Below are 16539 nucleotides of genomic sequence, written 5' to 3'. Positions count from 1 at the left end.
CTTTTAAAGAATCTTACTAAGCTCTGGATGGGGACGAGGGATGACATTCGCACAAATGAGCTCTCCACCTACTCGGTTTGTTGCAAGTTTGCCGATATCAACGGCTGCCGAAACTGCCGCTACATCCCCTTTGACAATAACCGTAACGTGACCAGAGCCTACTTTTTTCAAATCTACTAATTGAACGTCTGCTGCCTTGGCCATTGAATCAAGGGCATCTAAGGCTCCAGTAAGTCCTCTAATTTCGACTAAGCCGATTGCGTTCATCGTATCGCTCCTTGCAAAAGGATCATTTTAGTTGGGTTCAAACTAATATATGCAGCATGTCCCATATATAGAAGGTTTGTCCTCTATTTTTCCCGTTATATATAATCGTTTAGATTTACTTTTAACGGGATGGACGTCCTTTTGAATTGTTCTGCATGGGCAAGAGGATAGGTAGCATCGATCCCCATCTTTGCGGTTACCCCTCTTAAGTTGTGGGAAGATTCCAGCGGGGAGCCTTTGGCACCTGGGACGATGAAAATATCCTGGTCCGCTTGGACTCTAGTGGCAATCGCAAACTCGACATCCTCATGGTTATGAATATCGATATCGTCATTCACAACGACGACATGTTTTAAGTCTTTATCGCTGGCAAAAGCAGCAAGAGCGGCTTGTTTGCCATCCCCTTCAGATTTCTTGTCAATTTGGATGACCGCGTGATATCTTCCGATTCCCCCAAGTGTCACGTGTACGTCCTTCACGTTTGGAACAACTTGTCTCACTGTACTTAGAAGTGTGACCTCACGTACTAATGCCATTGGCAGCTTTTCTTCGTAACTGGCGGGCATGATTGTTTGATTGATGGCATTATTCCGGTAGGTAATGGCTGAGAATTCGATGACCGGTTGAGGAGATACCCCTCCATAATAGCCCGCGAGCTCAGCGAATGGCCCCTCCGTTACTCGTTCATGTGGAAGCATCCTGCCTTCGAGTACGATTTCGGCTTCAGCAAGCACGTCGATATCAACCGTTTTACACTTCACCACATTCAGTGATTCACCTAACAAGGCACTCGCCAAATTTAATTTATCCGTATGGTATAGGTGGGTGCTTACTTGAGAAGCCAATGTAACCGCTGGAACAACCCCAAACATGACGGCTACTTCCATCGCTTCGCCGCGCCTTTCGTATTCGGCGTATTGAGCGTTAAGTTCAGGTGAAGTAATCAAGATATTAGTACGGTTCCCGCCTAGATATTGCATCCGACGTATCGATGTATAATGCTTTTTGCCTGTGAGGTCCTTAACAACCAAAATTCCGGCCACATAATATTGTCCGGAATCTTCGGCATGGTATTTTAAGATGGGGAAGTAATCCTCGAGATCGAATGATCCAGTCACTACGTTTTCGTGGATGGGGCCTGTCCCAACTTTTGTTACCGAAATTGGACTTACGATAGATTCAATAAGCTTTGAAGTGATTTCTTTAGGGTCAATTCCAATGCTTTCGGCAAGTAACTGCCTGTCCCCACCAAGACCAGCGACCATTGGAGAAGAGTAACCTTTTACTTTTTCGAAAAAGAAAGGCTTGGCCCCTTTACAAGTTTTCACGACAGCTCCTAATTCGAAGATGGGATCAACTTGCTTTCTCACACGGTAAAAATAACCCTTCTGTTCCCAGTCCGAAATTAAATCCCTTAAGGTTGTGGGGTTCATGTATTTTCCCCCCATCTTTGAATGAGTTCATGGTCGATTTGAAGCATGTCCAAAATTCTCCCGACGATAAAATTGACTAACTCCCATATTTCAAGCGGCTTATGATAAAAACCTGGAGAGGCAGGCATCATATATACTCCTGCTTCCACAAGCTTGGTCATATTTTTTAAATGGATTAAGTGTAGAGGTGATTCCCTGGGGACGATGATTAATTTTCGGTATTCCTTCATGACGACACTTGCTGCACGATTGAGTAGTGTATCCCCGACGCCATTTGCAATCGCTCCTAATGTATTCATCGAGCAAGGACAGATGACCATCCCATCCGTCTTAAAAGAACCGCTGGCAACAGAGGCAAACAAATTGTTGTTTTTATGAATGATGGCATACTCTTTCATTTCTTCCATTGTGACGCCGCACTCGAATTTCATTACCTTTTCTCCCATTTCGGTAACGATTAAATGCGTTTCTATCCCTAATTGATGGAGCGCACGGACCAGTGTATAACCATACACGGATCCGCTCGCGCCTGTGATTCCTACAACGATTCTTTTCTTGCCACTCATTTTAGACTTTTTGATTTTGGGAGAGTTTTTCTTTTACAAGTGATGTGTATTGATCAACGGTCATGATGTCGCCGAAAATATCGATATCCCTTAGTCCTGAAACATGCATGTCATCATCTTTAGAAGCGGTAGCGTCTGAGATGCAAATGACGTTATAGCCATGATATAAACCATCGGACGCCGTGCTTCTTACACAAACATTTGTCCAAACCCCTGTTAACACAAGGGTATCGATTTCTTCTTCGCGGCAGAACAAATCGAAGTCTGTATAGCTAAAGGCACTATGACGTCTTTTTTGAACCACATAGTCCCCTTTGTCTTCCTCTGGCTGTAGCTCAGGGATAAACTCGGAACCCCATGTGCCTTTAATGGCATGCACGGGGCGGACGCGGAAGTCTCGGTCATTTTGACGATGAGCTTCTTGAACATGGATGACTTGGATATTGTGATCATGGGCGAAATCCACAAGTCTGCGAATTTCAGGAACAATCTTTTCACCATTTTCACAGCGAAGTGTTGCTTTTTCACCGATAAAATCGTTTAACATATCAATCACGACAACTGCATGCTTCTTTCCTCTTAATTCCATGAAACGACCTCCGTTATCCAATTTTGAATGAGCTTATTTACGGTCTGAAGATTGGGATAAGACGGCTTCTTTCTGATCAGCAGCATCATTACCTTTAGCTTCATATGTTTCATACTTCAAAACGCGATCCAATCGTTGGATGCTTTGACGCTTCACGTATTCGCCATAGCCTGCTTTCCCTACAATACCGCCATTATCCTCATCGTAAATGAGCTCGCCGCGAATGACGGTTTGAACTGGCTTTCCTTTTAACTGGAGCCCGTGAAGCGGATTGTATTTACACATGGATTCTGTTTTCTGCTCGTCGATTGTATACTCTCGATTAAGGTCAATAATGGTGAAGTCAGCATCACTGCCGATTTCCATAGCGCCTTTTTTCGGATAGATTCCGTAGTGAACAGCGGCGTTACGGCTTGTTACTTCAACAAATCTTGATAATGATAAGCGGCCTTTATTCAGCCCTTCACTAACAAGGATTTGGACCATCGTTTCAACTCCAGGAATACCCGGGAAGCTGTTCCAAATATCTGAGTCAGCAGCCGCTTTTTCTGTAGCAATTTCGTACGGAGCATGATCCGTTCCGACGAAATCGATGGTTCCATCTGCAAGAGCTTGCCAGTGTTCTTCGTTGTCTTCTTTTCCTCTTAATGGAGGAGCGATTTTTGCAAATGTACCTCTTTCACTCATTGCATCCTGTGCATTCAGCATCAGGTAGTGCGGACAAGTTTCGGATGTCACCTTCACACCGCGCTTTTTCGCTTCGCGTACCAATTCTACGCCTTCTTTTGTGCTCATATGAACGACGTGAACACGAGCGTCTGTTGCTTCTGCATAGCTGATAATCAATTGAATGGCCACTTTTTCAGCCAACGAGCTGCGAGCTTCAGCCCAAGCTGGACCATCTAAGCGTCCGGCTTTTTTCAATTTTTCAGTATCGAATGTACAAATATCATAGTTTTCAGCATGAACTCCAATTGCTAAGCCAGTTGGCGCCACTTTTCTAAAAATCTCCAGCATTTCGCCATCGCTTACTTTCGGATACGTTGGAACAGATGGAGTCATATACACTTTAAAAGCAACGACGCCTTCTTCAATTTGCGGATAGATATTGTCTAACCAGCCTTCGCGAACATCTTCACCCGTCACTCCACCCCAGAAGCAGTAGTCGATATAGGCTTGGTCGCGAATCGGTCCAATTTTCTTATGGAAGCTTTCCTTATCACGTACAGAAGGCTTGCTGCAGCAAGGCATATCAATGATGGTGGTTACTCCTCCAGCAGCTGCCGAACGGCTTCCAGTAGCAAACGTTTCACGATGAGTAAAACCAGGATCCATGAAGTGGGTATGAGGGTCGATACAACCTGGAACAACTAGGTAGCCTTTACAATCGATGACTTTGTCAGCTACTAAACCAGTAATGTTACTTACGAAGCCAGTTATTTTCCCATCATTCACTAAGATGTTGGTTAATACTTGTCGATCACCCTGGGGAATGTTTGCGTTTTTCAAAATCAAATCCATTAAAATACCTCCAATTAAATAGTGTAGAAGAATGGTAGAATCGCTGGTGCATGTCCCAGATGCTCCCATTGAGCAAAGGATTCTTAAGCCCATTAACACTTATATTCAGATGATTTTTAGAAAATGCTAGATTTTTCATATTTTCATAAATTCGTTTTTATAAATTATGGCTGTGTTAAAGTAAATGGCTTTTTTGTATTTAGTTGATTGGAGCGGAGGGCGCTTGACTCCTGGGGGATTAGCGTTACAGGCGAGACCCCGCAGGAGCGATAGCGACGAGGAGGCTCGACGAACGCCCCCAAGACGAATTTGCTCTTGAAAAAGCCGGCATTAGGGCTTTTTCAAAAATTCGTATCGGAAAGCAAGCGACTGGAGCAAAAATCACCCCATAGATTTTATTTGTTAGAAAGTAACATGGGTTACGAAAACAGCAATTCTTAAAATAAATACACAGAAAAGACATGCTCTATATGCATATGGCATATATTTGGAGAAAAAGGGCGTATAGCGGACTTGATAGGAGGAAGTGAAAGTGAAAAAAGTCTTTCAATTAAAGGTGAACGGAAAAGTAAATGAAGTTTATTGTCATCCTTCGAAAACTTTATTAGATGTTCTTCGCGAAGATATGGGCTATACGGCAAGTAAGGAATGTTGTGGTAAGGGAGAGTGCGGATCATGTACGGCGTTAATAGAAGATCAACCAGTCTGTACGTGTCTCGTTTTGGTAAGTCAAACGGAAAACAAGGAAATTGTTACTTGTGAAGGTATTGGGACAACGGAAAATATGGATATCCTTCAGCAAGCTTTCGTTTCAGAAGGTGCAACACAGTGTGGTTACTGTACTCCCGGCTTTATCGTATCGGCAAAATCGCTTTTAAAAGATATAAAAAGTGTCCCTTCAAAGGAAAGGATCAAAGAGGCGCTTGGAGGCAATTTGTGTCGATGTACAGGCTATACGAAAATAATCAAGGCGGTAGAGACGGCCGCTCAAATGCAGCTTTCATTGGAAAAAGTGAATAATGGTTAAATGCTCTGCCATCCTTTTAGCGGCTGGGAAAAGCTCCCGAATGGGAAGTCTGAAGGCCCTCTTGCCATGGGAAGGGAAGACACTTCTGCAACATCAGGTTTCACAGTTGCAACAATCAAGTATCAATCAACTGATAGTGATTTTAGGCTATCAATCTAGTAAACTTCTTCCTTATTTAGGCCAATGCTCAGCTGAGTGGGTTTGGAATGAGCATCATGAAGAAGGGAAAACCTCATCGATTAAGAAAGGAATCCTTTCCTTAAAAGAGGATAGTGATTGCTTCATAATCGCATCGGTAGATCAGCCTGTAAGCCAAACTTTAATTAATACAATGATTGACGAATTTTTTCAAAGGCGAAGTAAGATCATTATCCCGGTTTACAAGGGAAAACGCGGTCATCCCATTCTGTTTTCAATAGAAATGATAGATGAATTGCTTCAAATAAACGAAGAAAGCCAAGGCCTCAAGGCGATTTTACATAAGAGGAAAGATGAAATAAGTGAGCTGGAGGTTGCCGAACGTTCTGTACTATTCAACTTTAATTCACCTCAGGATTATGAAGCAGGCATTTTGGAAGGGAGATCGAAACGAAATGAGAGTTTCTGAGATAGATGTCATCAATCCAAATTCAGTCATGGAATGCTTAGATATATTGGGTAAAAATAATGGAGACTATCGGTTGATTGCCGGCGGAACAGATGCTGTTGTAAGAATGAAAGACGGCAAATGGAGGCCAACTGTATGGATCAATATTAAAGATATAGATTCCTTGCGTTTTATCAATATGATAGACAACGAAATCCATATTGGTCCACTGACAACACACTCTGACTTAATCAAATCTCCCGTGTTAAATAAACATGCAGATCTTATCGTGGAAGCGGCAAGGCAGGTAGGTGCAACTCAAATTCAAAATATGGGGACAATTGGTGGCAATATGGGGACAGCTTCCCCTGCCGGAGACCTTATTCCGCCTCTTTTTGTGTTAAGTGCACGCTTAGAACTTTCATCCTTGAGCGGTAAACGAATCATTCCAATTGAAGAGTTTTTTATCGGTCCTGGAAAAACGGTGATGTTGCCAAATGAAATGATTACGAAAATCATCATCACTCCACAAAAGGAAAATGAGATTGGAATTTTTGAAAAGCTAGGACCAAGGAAGGCTCAAGCCATTTCCATTGTCAATGTCGCTTGCTCTCTTCAAATGGATCAAAATCGCAAGTGCATAGGCGGGAAAATCGCTTTTGGTTCGGTTGCACCTACGGTTATACGAGCCAAAAAATGCGAAGCGATGTTAACGCTAGCTGACTTAGATGAAAACATGATAGAAAATATCGGTGAAGTTGCTTGGAAGGAAGTCATGCCTATTTCTGATATACGAGCGTCCGCGATTTATAGAAGAGATATGGCAAAAGCCCTTCTCAAACGAGGCTTATTTCGTTTAATGAAAAGGTGGGAAGAAGCATGAAGCACGGGGAGTTTAAATATATAGGAAAGCGTGTCCCTAGAGTCGATGGACCTGAGCGGACAACGGGCCAGCTAAAATATATGACGGACCTTCAATTTCCAAACATGGTTTGGGGTAAAGTGCTTCGGGCGAAGTATCCGCATGCCAAAATAGTAAGCATTGATACAAAGGAAGCCGAAGCGTTAGAGGGTGTAGTAGCGGTTCTCACCTATAAAGATATTCCTGGATTTAATGGGTTCGGCATTGTCGATCCTGACCAGCCCGTATTATGCGAGGATGTCGTTCGTACTACATCGGATGCTGTTGCCTTAGTAGCGGCAGAAACAGAAGAAATCGCGGAAGAAGCCCTTACTTTAATAAAAGTAGAATATAAGCAGCTAGAGGTTGTCTCGGATCCTGAATATGCGATGACGGAATCGGCACCAAAGCTTCATCCGAGTGGCAATACCTATAGTCATGTGAAAATCAAGAATGGTGATGTGGAAAAAGCATTTTCGGAAGCTGATTTTATCCTGGAAAACACCTTTATTTCGCCAAGGCAAATGCATGCTTTTATCGAAACAGAAGGTGGATGGTCGATGGTCGAGAAGGATGGTTCACTGACTATCTATTGTCCGGGTCAATATGCTTATCGCGATCGCTTGCAGGTTGCCCGAGCATTAGCACTTAATCCAGATAGAATCCGCATTGTTTCAAGTCCGTTGGGAGGAGCATTTGGCGGAAAAGACGAAATCACTGTCCAAATTTATTTGGCTTTATTAGCCCTTCATACGAATGGACGCCCGGTAAAACTTCACTTAAAAAGAGAAGAATCTGTTCAAGCAGGTATCAAAAGACATCCTTTCAAAGTAGAGGTCAAAACTGCAGTCAAGAATGACGGGACCATAATTGGCCATAAAGTAAGGGCTGTGGCAGACACAGGTGCTTATGCTTCCCTAGGAGGGGCTGTCATTGCCTTGGCGATTGAACATGCCTGCGGCCCATATAAAATCCCTAATATTGACCTAGAAGGCTTTTGTGTATATACGAATAATGGGGTTTCAGGAGCTTTCCGCGGCTTTGGCGTCAACCAAGTTTGTGTAGGGATTGAAACGCATCTCGACATGATCGCAGAGAAGTTAAATATTTCTCCCATTGAACTTCGAAAAATCCATGCGTATCGTGAAGGTGAGGTCTCTAGTTTAGGACATTTGGTGAAATCGAGTGTGGGTACTCATCAGACATTAGAGGCGGCAGAGAACTGTGATCTTTGGAGATATAAAGAAAAGTATAAATCGGAAACCAGTGAGCCTTGGAAAAAACGTGGGATTGGAATAGCCACTTCCTTTCATGGTGTCGGAATGGGAATCGGGGTTCCAGATTACGGGGCAGCAACGATTGAGTTATTACCTGATGGAAGATTTTTGGTCGGTGTCGGCTGTGAAGAAATCGGCGGTGGAAACGGGACGGTTTACGCCCTAATTGCGGCTGAATGTTTACGTTCAGATTTATCCAATATCGCAGTCATTCAGGGTGATACCTCTAAAACCATTGATGGAGGTACGGTTACTGCATCACGTTCCACTTATTCGGGCGGGAGAGCAGTCGCGACTGCAGCTCCTTTCATGATAAAGCTCTTAACCGAAACAGCGGCTGAGATGTTAGAAGTTCCATTAGAAAAGGTCTCGTTAGCCGACAATAAAATAGACATTGCGGATCACTCGACTTCTTCCGTTTCCTATCAGGAAATCTATCAGTATTTGAACAGTAAAAGCTGGTCAACAAAGGTACAGGGACACTTTTATCTGCCAAAAGAAAAGGATGAAATCAAAGGTTCCGGTGGTGCACCTCATCATATCTATGGATATTTAACGCATGTCGTATTGGTAGAAGTTGACACGTTAACAGGGGAAACGGAAGTCCTTAAAGTTGTTGCGATTCCGGACTGCGGCAGGGTGATGAACTTACAAGGGTTAGAGGGACAAACAGAAGGCGGAGCCATCATGGGCATCGGCTACACCTTGTATGAAGACGTCATCATCGAAAATGGCGTTCACAGAACGAAAAATCTGACGGACTATATCATACCTACCATTCAAGAGACACCGATCATTGAAACCATTCCAGTGGAAAATCCAGAACCATCTGGCCCATTTGGGGCAAAAGGAATCGGGGAAGTCGTGATGATTCCGATTATCCCTGCCATCACCAATGCCATTTATGATGCGGTAGGAGTGCGAATGAAACATCTACCGGCTACTCCTGAAAGAGTTCACCAAGCGTTAAAAGAGAAAAAGTTAAAAGCGGTGAGAGTCAGAAGATGATGAGTCCAAATATGCAGCAAATAATGAAGGATGCTTTAGACGCTCAAAGGGTTACAGCATTAGTCACCATTACCACACACTCCGAATGGGCTTATATGGGGAAGAAGTACTTAGTTTGGGAAGACGGCAGCTTTTATTATGAGCCTCCCGAAAAAGAGGGTTTCTCAATCAGCTTAATAGGGATGTGTCAGGAGCTCATTCGTAAGCGGAAAACAAGATGTATTCGCTTTCAAAGTGACGGTGAGGAAGTGGAGTGCTTCGTGGAGGTTCTTATTCCGCGGCCTCGCCTCATCATTGCGGGAGCAGGCCATGTGTGTGAGCCAGTTGTCCAGATGGCCTCACTGCTTGGCTACCATATAACAGTGATTGATGATCGCTTTGAATTTGCCACGGAAAGCCGTTTTCCTTTAGCAAATGAAGTCATCTGTGATTCCTATTTGAATTATTTTAGAACATGCCAGATAACAGGAAACACGTGGATTTTACTTCTTACGAGAGGTCATCAGTTCGATGTGATCAGCTTGCAGGAATTGTTAAAGAGAAACGATACACCTGCCTATATTGGCATGATAGGAAGTCGAAGGAGAATAGCGGGTGTATTTGAGTCATTGAAGGAAGAGTTTGGTGATGCCTCATTTGACCATATTTATACACCTGTAGGGTTGGATATTGGGGCGGAGACACCTGCGGAGATTGCCGTAAGTATCTTAGCAGAAATGTTAAAGGTGAAAAACACCAAATCAGGGCATTCATTAAGTCAGGACATCCGGCAATTAGCCAAACTAGGCTTTCGAGGTGGAAAAAGTGGATGATATGAAAATAATGAATCAAGCAGTCTTATTACGTTTAGGAGGTGAGGCAGCGGCACTTGCTACCATTATTCGAAAAAAAGGTTCAGTACCGAGGGATGTTGGGTCTAAAATGATCGTTTTCAGGGAGGGGACAATTTTAGGAACGATTGGAGGGGGGTGTGGGGAAGGAGAAGTCATCGAAAGAGCTTTTGAAGTGATCGAAACAGAAATACCAGTCAAACATACGGTAGACCTAACGAAAGGCTTATTCTACGAAGATGGCGGGATATGTGGCGGTACTTTCGAAGTATTCATTGAACCATTATCAGAAAAGCATAAGCGGCTGTAACGATACAACTCTCGAAGAATTTGTATTTTACAAATAGGCTGTGTTAATTGTACATGGTTGATTTTCTGCACTCGGTTGATTGGAGTGGAAATCAACAGGAAAATTTAACAGAGCCAACCAATAAGGGAGTGAATGGAATGGCAGATATGCCTAAAAGCCAAAATAAGAGCTTTCTGAACTCATTTTTTGAATTAGAAAAAAGGCAAACCAATGTCAAAACAGAGATATTGGCCGGGGTAACCACCTTCATTACAATGAGTTACATTATCCTCGTTAACCCACAAATCCTTGCTGATGCAGGGGTGCCAAAAGAAGCGGCTCTAGCAGCAACCATTTTTGCGAGCGTAATAGCAACCTTATTAATGGCGTTGTGGGCTAATTTCCCTGTAGCAGTTGCACCTGGTATGGGATTAAACGCCTTCTTTGCTTACACGGTAGTCCTCGGACAAGGATTAAGCTGGCAGACAGCACTCGGAGCCGTATTCATATCGGGTATCGTTTTCTTAATATTGACCGTAACAGGGGTTCGGAAGAAGATTGTCGATGGGGTTCCGGCTGTGCTTAAATCGGCCATCGGAGTAGGAATAGGTTTATTTATTGCCTTTATCGGATTTAAAAATGCTGGTTTGGTGATAAATAGCGAGGCTACTTCTGTTGCCTTAGGTGATCTCACTCAAAAGGGTCCTCTACTTGCCCTGTTCGGCTTACTCGTAGCTGCGTTCTTGATGGCTAAAAATGTAAAGGGATCACTGCTCATCAGTGTTCTAATCACCACTATTGCCGCTATGGTTGTAGGATTTATCGAATACCCAAAGAGTGTCAGTGATATTTTTTCACTCCAATTACCAAGTGTTTCGGAAACACTTTTCGCCATGGATATCAAAGGAGCTATTGCATACGGAGTCTTTTCGGTAATCTTCTCGTTTACGATCGTCGAACTTTTTGATAATCTTGCAACTTTAATTGGCTTATCGAAAAAAGCCGGATTAATGGATAAAGCCGGAAATATCGAAAACTTGGATCGCGCACTTCAAGCAGACGCAGTTGCCACTATGGCGAGTGCATCACTTGGAAGTACAGCCATGAATGCCTATATTGAAAATGCCACAGGTATTTCTGAAGGCGGAAGAACTGGTCTTTCTGCATTAACAGTTGGTGTACTATTCCTACTTTCCCTACTTTTCGCCCCACTCATTTTCCTTGTACCTTCTGTCGCTACAGCACCTATCCTTATCATCGTAGGAGCATTAATGTTAAGCGAAATTAAACACATTAGCTTTGACGACTACACAGATGTCATTCCAGTATTCTTAACCATTATTCTTATGCCGCTAACTTACAGTATCGCGCAAGGTTTAGCATTTGGATTTATCTCTTATACCCTTTTAAAGCTTTTAACGGGTAAAAGAGATCAACTGCACTGGATCATGTATTTCATTACAATTGCTTTCGTGATCCACTTCATTGTCGGCGGACATTAATCAACATTAGGTGTAAAGACAATGGGTTTGTTCCATTGTCTTTTTTAATACCAAGGCTTGTTCTTACTCATTAAAATGCTTCGTAAGATAAAGAATAGGAGTAGAAATCGAATAGGGAGAGATACGAATGAATCTAAACAGGATTTCTTTGAAAAGACAAATCCTAACTGCTGCAAAAAATGAAGTTGCCGATGTTGTGATAAAGAACGGGAAGATAATAGATGTGTTTAACTTAACCATCTTCGAGGCTGATATCGCGATAACAGACGGGGTAATCGTAGGTTTAGGAAACTATGATGGAAAAAAAGTGATTGATGTTTCCGGTAAATACGTATGTCCAGGCTTCATTGATGGACATGTTCATATTGAGTCGGCCATGGTAACACCAGCGGAATTTGCCAAAGTGGTTCTTCCTCATGGAGTGACCACCATTATTGCAGATCCCCATGAGATTGGAAATGTGGCCGGAGCTGAAGGGATTCAGTTTATGATCGACCATTCTAAAAACCTTCCTTTATCGATTTACTACATGCTTCCGTCTTGTGTTCCTGCAACGCCATTTGAAAATGCAGGAGCAGTGTTAAGAGCAGAGGACCTTGCCCCATTTTATGAATATGAACTTGTACTTGGTTTAGGAGAGGTCATGGACTATCCTTCCGTTGCCCAATGCCAGCCAGAAATGATGAATAAGCTTTCAGATGCATTGGAAAGAAAGGTTTGTATAGACGGCCATGCTGCAGGTATTGATGCGGACGGAATCAATGTGTACATGACATCAGGGATTCGGACAGACCATGAATGCGTCAATGCAGAAGAAGTGATTGAACGACTTCAAAGAGGCATGTATGTGATGTTAAGAGAAGGTTCAGCGGCAAGGGACTTAAAACAGCTAATAAAAGCAGTGAATGAAAAAAATGCGCGAAGATGCCTTTTTGTTACCGATGATAAGCATTTGGATGACTTACTTGCAGAAGGAAGTATTGATTATAACGTGAAGCTTGCCATTGCAGAAGGATTGGATCCGATCCTGGTCATCCAAATGGCAACTTTGAATGCGGCAGAATGCTTTGGGTTAAGAAATAAGGGAGCTATTGCACCAAGCTATGACGCAGATTTGCTCATTTTAGACTCATTGGATCACCTTTCAATAGAATCTGTATTTCAATCAGGCAACCTTGTAGCTGAAAAGGGTGCATGCTTGCCGTTCGAGGAATACACAGGGGATATCCCTAACAGATTGACCAACAGTGTTCAAATCGAAAACATAGTTGAAAGTGACTTGCTTCTTAGGGCGGAGGAAGAGGAAGCAAATATTATTGAGGTCGTCCCAAACAGTCTCGTTACAAAAAGGCTGCGGGAAGGAATTACTGTGGAAAATGGTTTCTTTCAAACATCTATTACGAATGATCAATTAAAAATGGCAGTTGTTGAACGCCATCATCAAACAGGTAATATTGGGATGGGGATTGTGAAAGGCTTTGGTATAAAATCAGGTGCTTTGGCATCGACGGTTGCACATGACTCTCATAATATTGTCGTCGCGGGAACAAATGATCAAGATATGTTTGCCGCAATCATAGCGATTGAAGAAATGAATGGGGGTCTTGTCGTCATAAATGATGGGAAAGTCATTGCCTCACTTCCTTTAAATATCGCTGGATTGATTTCTAATAAAGATTACCAATCCATCAACAATGAACTTAACGATATAAATGCAGCCCTAGAACAAATTGGATTTTCGGGGAATTTTAATCCATTTTTAACCTTATCATTTTTGGCACTTCCCGTTATTCCTCAACTTAAACTTACAGATATGGGACTCTTTGATGTCGAGCGCTTTAGACATATTGGATTGCATGAGTAAAATGGATTTTGAGAGAAGACCGTTCATTTTGGACGGTCTTCTTCTTGTTACATATTACATATAAGGTAGGAAAAACTAGAGAAAAGGAGGTTTGTATGAAATGAAAAAGTTTTTATCGATTCTTTTCTTATCTTTTTCCATGTTCTCGTTAACAGGTTGCGGCAACGACGAAAAGCCTGAGGAAGGCGAAGAAGTTGAAGACGTAGAAGAAGAGGATGAAATTGGCGACGGCGAGGTAGACGACGAGTAAATCAAAAGAGGAGTGCTTTTTATGAGCACTCCTCTCTGTGTTAAATATTAGGCTATGTTAATGTACAATGTTGATTTTCTGCACTTTGTTGATTGAAGCGGAAGGCGCTTGACTCCTAGGAAAGCAAGCGAATGGAGCGGATATCAACAGGCGAGTTTAACAGAGCAAAATATTAAAAGAAAAGAATAAATACTAATCCCTACTAAGAAGAGGGCGATCCTGCAAATAATACGCTAAATCTTTACTACTTCCTTCGACAATTTCCTCGGCAATAATTTTAGAAAGCATCTGGCTATAGACAGTTCCGTTATCTCCAAAAGCAAACAGGAAATAACTATTTGGATACTCATCGTAAACTCCGATGATAGGAATACCATCTACTGTTCCTCCATAAAAAGCAGCCAAGTAATATTCGGGTTCTACTTTAATATCGGGAAACATCTTATTAAACTCTTCTATTAGCTTATCTTTCTTATGCAAGAGCTTGCTATCGCGATCTTCTGGATATGCTGTATTATCATCAAGACCACCGATGATGATGCGGTTGTCAGCTGTTGTACGCATAAAAATATAAGGTCGGGCGGTCTCCCAAATTAGCGTTCGATTATACCAAGTGGAGAAATCGTTCACTGGATTTGTCGTAACTGTATATGTGCTGACAAAGGATGCTTTGTTCTCTTTCCTGATATCAGTGCCCTCATATCCTGCCGCAAAAATGACATGCTTTGCATAAATGGAATAACCGTTCTTTGTAGATATGATCATCAGTTCTTGCTGTTGATCATAATGATGGCCATTCATTTCCGTATTTTCATATATGCGTACACCTTTTTTAGCAGCGTAGTCGATTAATGCATGAGTAAATTTGAAGGGGTTCAGTTCCCCATCTCCGTATGAATAGATAGCCGCATCTCTGCTAAAGGGATATTTAGATTCGATTTCTTCTTTTGTTAAAAAAGAAAGTTCAAAATGGTGCTTCTTTAATAATTCATACTCTTTTCTTAAGCGTTCAACATCCTCTTTTGTACTAGCAGAATAGAGCGTGTCTCTTCGGGTGAATTCACAATCAATTTGTACAGTACTTGAAGCTTTTTCAATTTCATTTATCGCTTCTTTAAGTAACTGTAAATGACGACCAATATAATCTTCGCCAAAAGTGTGTATGAGGTCAGTAAACATTTCTTCACCTGAATATTGAATGAGAGCTGTATTGGTACTAGTACTTCCGCCGCCAATTTTTCCTTTTTCCACAACGACAACATCTAAATTTGAATCGGCCAGATAATAAGCGCACTGGGCCGCAGAGCTTCCGCCGCCAATAATTAATACATCACAAGTAAGCTCCTTATCCAAAGATGGATAGGATGGGGCATCGGGAAATGTGGTTGGCCAATGATACTTTCCAGATTGTAAATTCATTGTCTTCCTCCTAGATGTAAAAGGGCATAACGTTAATATTTCCAATCTGTTGTTAGGCATACGGTGTTTTCATTGTTTGAAAAGGTTCTAATAGACTTTCTTTCCATGTCATGAAAAAATACTCGGTCGACTTCTTCCGTGCTGTTCGTTAGTGATAATTTTAGAGAAATTCTTCAAATATTGAGGAAAAAATCAAGTTTAGAAAAAAAAACACACAAAATGACAAAAAGAGACTATAAATGGTTATAAATTCCTGTTATAGTAAATGTAGTTAATTTAATAGTTTTAAGGGCAACCTATCTGAAAAGATAAGGACGCAAAACTATAGGGGCTACAGTAAGAAAACCTTGCTATGCCAGCCAGTTGCGACGTAAAAGTTGACCCTCTGATTAAAGGGTCTTTTTAATTTTGTACACTATTAGTAAAAAGGGGAGTAAAGAACATGAAAAAATTGTTATCACTTTTATTTTCCGCTACATTAGTATTAGGATTAACGTCGCCAGCATTTGCAGCAACAGAAGACGATGATGTTGCAAAAGTACTCGAATTAATTGAAAAGACGAATAGAGAAATTGACAAAAAGATTGAAAAAGCAGTCGAAGAAGCGGATATGTTGCAAACTAATTATCTAAATGAAGTTCGGAAGATAGAAGAAGGAGATAAATTCATTAAATTAAAGGATGAAAGAGAAAAAGTTTTGACTGAATTAAATGGCGCTAAAAACGATCATAATAAAGAAGAAAAATTAAGAGAGCAACTGTTAAAATTAGATGCCAAATTAGAAGAAGAACGAGTAAAAATTGAAAGTGAAATCTTAGAAGTTCAGCAGGAAATTGAGGAAGTAACAGCAGAGTTGATTTTAGCAGAAGGTAAAGATACTAAGAAATTAGAAGAGAAGATAAGTAGATTAACAGAAAAATTAAACAAGAGATCTGAAAAGTATCAAGAAAAAACTCAAAAGTACACGACTGCTCTTGGAAAAATCATTACAAATATTTACAATGAAACACTTGAAATGTCAGCTAAAACAATTGAAAAGGCTGCAGAAAAAGGTGTAATTGCTGAATGCAGCTGGAAACTTGTTCGTTTTGCAGATCGCTGGGTTTGGATTGATCCGGTTCGTGTTGTGAAATTGTAGAAAAATGCAGATTTTTATTGATGAAAAATTTAAAATATTATAACATTAAAGAAAGTACGCGAGTCTGCATTC

Annotated in this window: 16 protein-coding genes and 1 riboswitch; of the genes, 10 read left to right on the top strand and 6 right to left on the bottom strand. The window is 41.5% G+C overall.

The genetic code is table 11. The features are described from left to right. Positions 1 to 3 precede the first annotated feature (3 nt). The 5 genes from BMZ31_RS15330 to allB form a co-directional block, all read right to left on the bottom strand. Positions 4 to 267 carry a BMC domain-containing protein gene (locus BMZ31_RS15330; RefSeq protein WP_090832791.1) on the bottom strand — a complete coding sequence of 88 codons (264 nt, stop codon included), beginning with the start codon at positions 265 to 267 and terminating at the stop codon, positions 4 to 6. A gap of 95 nt (positions 268 to 362) precedes the next feature. Further along, positions 363 to 1700, bottom strand: a complete 1338-nt coding sequence (locus BMZ31_RS15325) for a UbiD family decarboxylase (RefSeq protein WP_090832790.1) — start codon at positions 1698 to 1700, stop codon at positions 363 to 365. Beyond that, a complete protein-coding gene (locus tag BMZ31_RS15320; protein WP_090832789.1) occupies positions 1697 to 2266 on the bottom strand; it encodes a UbiX family flavin prenyltransferase in 570 nt (189 codons plus the stop codon). The genes BMZ31_RS15325 and BMZ31_RS15320 overlap by 4 nt, the downstream gene beginning before the upstream one ends. A 1-nt stretch (position 2267) precedes the next feature. Beyond that, the gene (locus BMZ31_RS15315) at positions 2268 to 2855 is read right to left on the bottom strand and encodes a cysteine hydrolase family protein (protein WP_090832788.1); all 588 of its coding nucleotides are present in this window, start codon (positions 2853 to 2855) and stop codon (positions 2268 to 2270) included. Positions 2856 to 2888: 33 nt separating this feature from the next. Then, on the bottom strand, positions 2889 to 4376 hold the full coding sequence (gene allB, locus BMZ31_RS15310; RefSeq protein ID WP_090832787.1) for an allantoinase AllB: 1488 nt from the start codon (positions 4374 to 4376) through the stop codon (positions 2889 to 2891). Between the two features lie 532 nt (positions 4377 to 4908). On the opposite strand from allB, the gene BMZ31_RS15305 reads away from it, so the two are divergent. The 9 genes from BMZ31_RS15305 to BMZ31_RS20415 all read left to right on the top strand — a co-directional run bounded on the left by BMZ31_RS15305 (position 4909) and on the right by BMZ31_RS20415 (position 13910). Continuing rightward, positions 4909 to 5403 carry a (2Fe-2S)-binding protein gene (locus BMZ31_RS15305; protein ID WP_254778858.1) on the top strand — a complete coding sequence of 165 codons (495 nt, stop codon included), beginning with the start codon at positions 4909 to 4911 and terminating at the stop codon, positions 5401 to 5403. Next, positions 5396 to 6010 (top strand): nucleotidyltransferase family protein, encoded by a 615-nt coding sequence (locus BMZ31_RS15300; RefSeq protein WP_090832786.1) that lies wholly within the window; start codon positions 5396 to 5398, stop codon positions 6008 to 6010. Before BMZ31_RS15305 ends, BMZ31_RS15300 begins: the two co-directional genes overlap by 8 nt. Next, positions 5997 to 6872, top strand: coding sequence for an FAD binding domain-containing protein (locus tag BMZ31_RS15295; protein WP_090832785.1), 876 nt, complete (start codon positions 5997 to 5999; stop codon positions 6870 to 6872). The genes BMZ31_RS15300 and BMZ31_RS15295 overlap by 14 nt, the downstream gene beginning before the upstream one ends. After that, positions 6869 to 9175 carry a xanthine dehydrogenase family protein molybdopterin-binding subunit gene (locus tag BMZ31_RS15290; protein WP_090832784.1) on the top strand — a complete coding sequence of 769 codons (2307 nt, stop codon included), beginning with the start codon at positions 6869 to 6871 and terminating at the stop codon, positions 9173 to 9175. The genes BMZ31_RS15295 and BMZ31_RS15290 overlap by 4 nt, the downstream gene beginning before the upstream one ends. Further along, on the top strand, positions 9172 to 9987 hold the full coding sequence (locus BMZ31_RS15285) for an XdhC family protein (protein ID WP_254778856.1): 816 nt from the start codon (positions 9172 to 9174) through the stop codon (positions 9985 to 9987). Before BMZ31_RS15290 ends, BMZ31_RS15285 begins: the two co-directional genes overlap by 4 nt. Position 9988: 1 nt before the next feature. Further along, the gene (locus tag BMZ31_RS15280; protein ID WP_254778876.1) at positions 9989 to 10315 is read left to right on the top strand and encodes an XdhC family protein; all 327 of its coding nucleotides are present in this window, start codon (positions 9989 to 9991) and stop codon (positions 10313 to 10315) included. A gap of 137 nt (positions 10316 to 10452) precedes the next feature. Beyond that, complete coding sequence (locus tag BMZ31_RS15275) at positions 10453 to 11796, top strand: NCS2 family permease (protein ID WP_175478136.1); 1344 nt, start codon at positions 10453 to 10455, stop codon at positions 11794 to 11796. 127 nt (positions 11797 to 11923) lie between these two features. Next, on the top strand, positions 11924 to 13660 hold the full coding sequence (ade, locus tag BMZ31_RS15270; protein WP_090832782.1) for an adenine deaminase: 1737 nt from the start codon (positions 11924 to 11926) through the stop codon (positions 13658 to 13660). A gap of 100 nt (positions 13661 to 13760) precedes the next feature. Next, on the top strand, positions 13761 to 13910 hold the full coding sequence (locus BMZ31_RS20415) for a hypothetical protein (RefSeq protein ID WP_175478135.1): 150 nt from the start codon (positions 13761 to 13763) through the stop codon (positions 13908 to 13910). 192 nt (positions 13911 to 14102) lie between these two features. Here BMZ31_RS20415 and BMZ31_RS15265 read toward each other — a convergent pair whose 3' ends face one another. Next, positions 14103 to 15329, bottom strand: a complete 1227-nt coding sequence (locus tag BMZ31_RS15265; protein ID WP_090832781.1) for an NAD(P)/FAD-dependent oxidoreductase — start codon at positions 15327 to 15329, stop codon at positions 14103 to 14105. 280 nt (positions 15330 to 15609) lie between these two features. Continuing rightward, positions 15610 to 15700: riboswitch (cyclic di-GMP riboswitch) on the top strand. Between the two features lie 71 nt (positions 15701 to 15771). On the opposite strand from BMZ31_RS15265, the gene BMZ31_RS15260 reads away from it, so the two are divergent. Next, entirely contained in the window at positions 15772 to 16467 is a 696-nt protein-coding gene (locus BMZ31_RS15260) for a hypothetical protein (protein WP_090832780.1), read from the top strand. Positions 16468 to 16539 lie beyond the last annotated feature (72 nt).

Origin of the sequence: Bacillus sp. cl95, from assembly GCF_900115925.1 — a bacterium.
In the GTDB taxonomy this organism is placed as follows: domain Bacteria; phylum Bacillota; class Bacilli; order Bacillales; family Cytobacillaceae; genus Neobacillus_A.
This window is presented reverse-complemented; position numbering and strand designations above follow the sequence as displayed.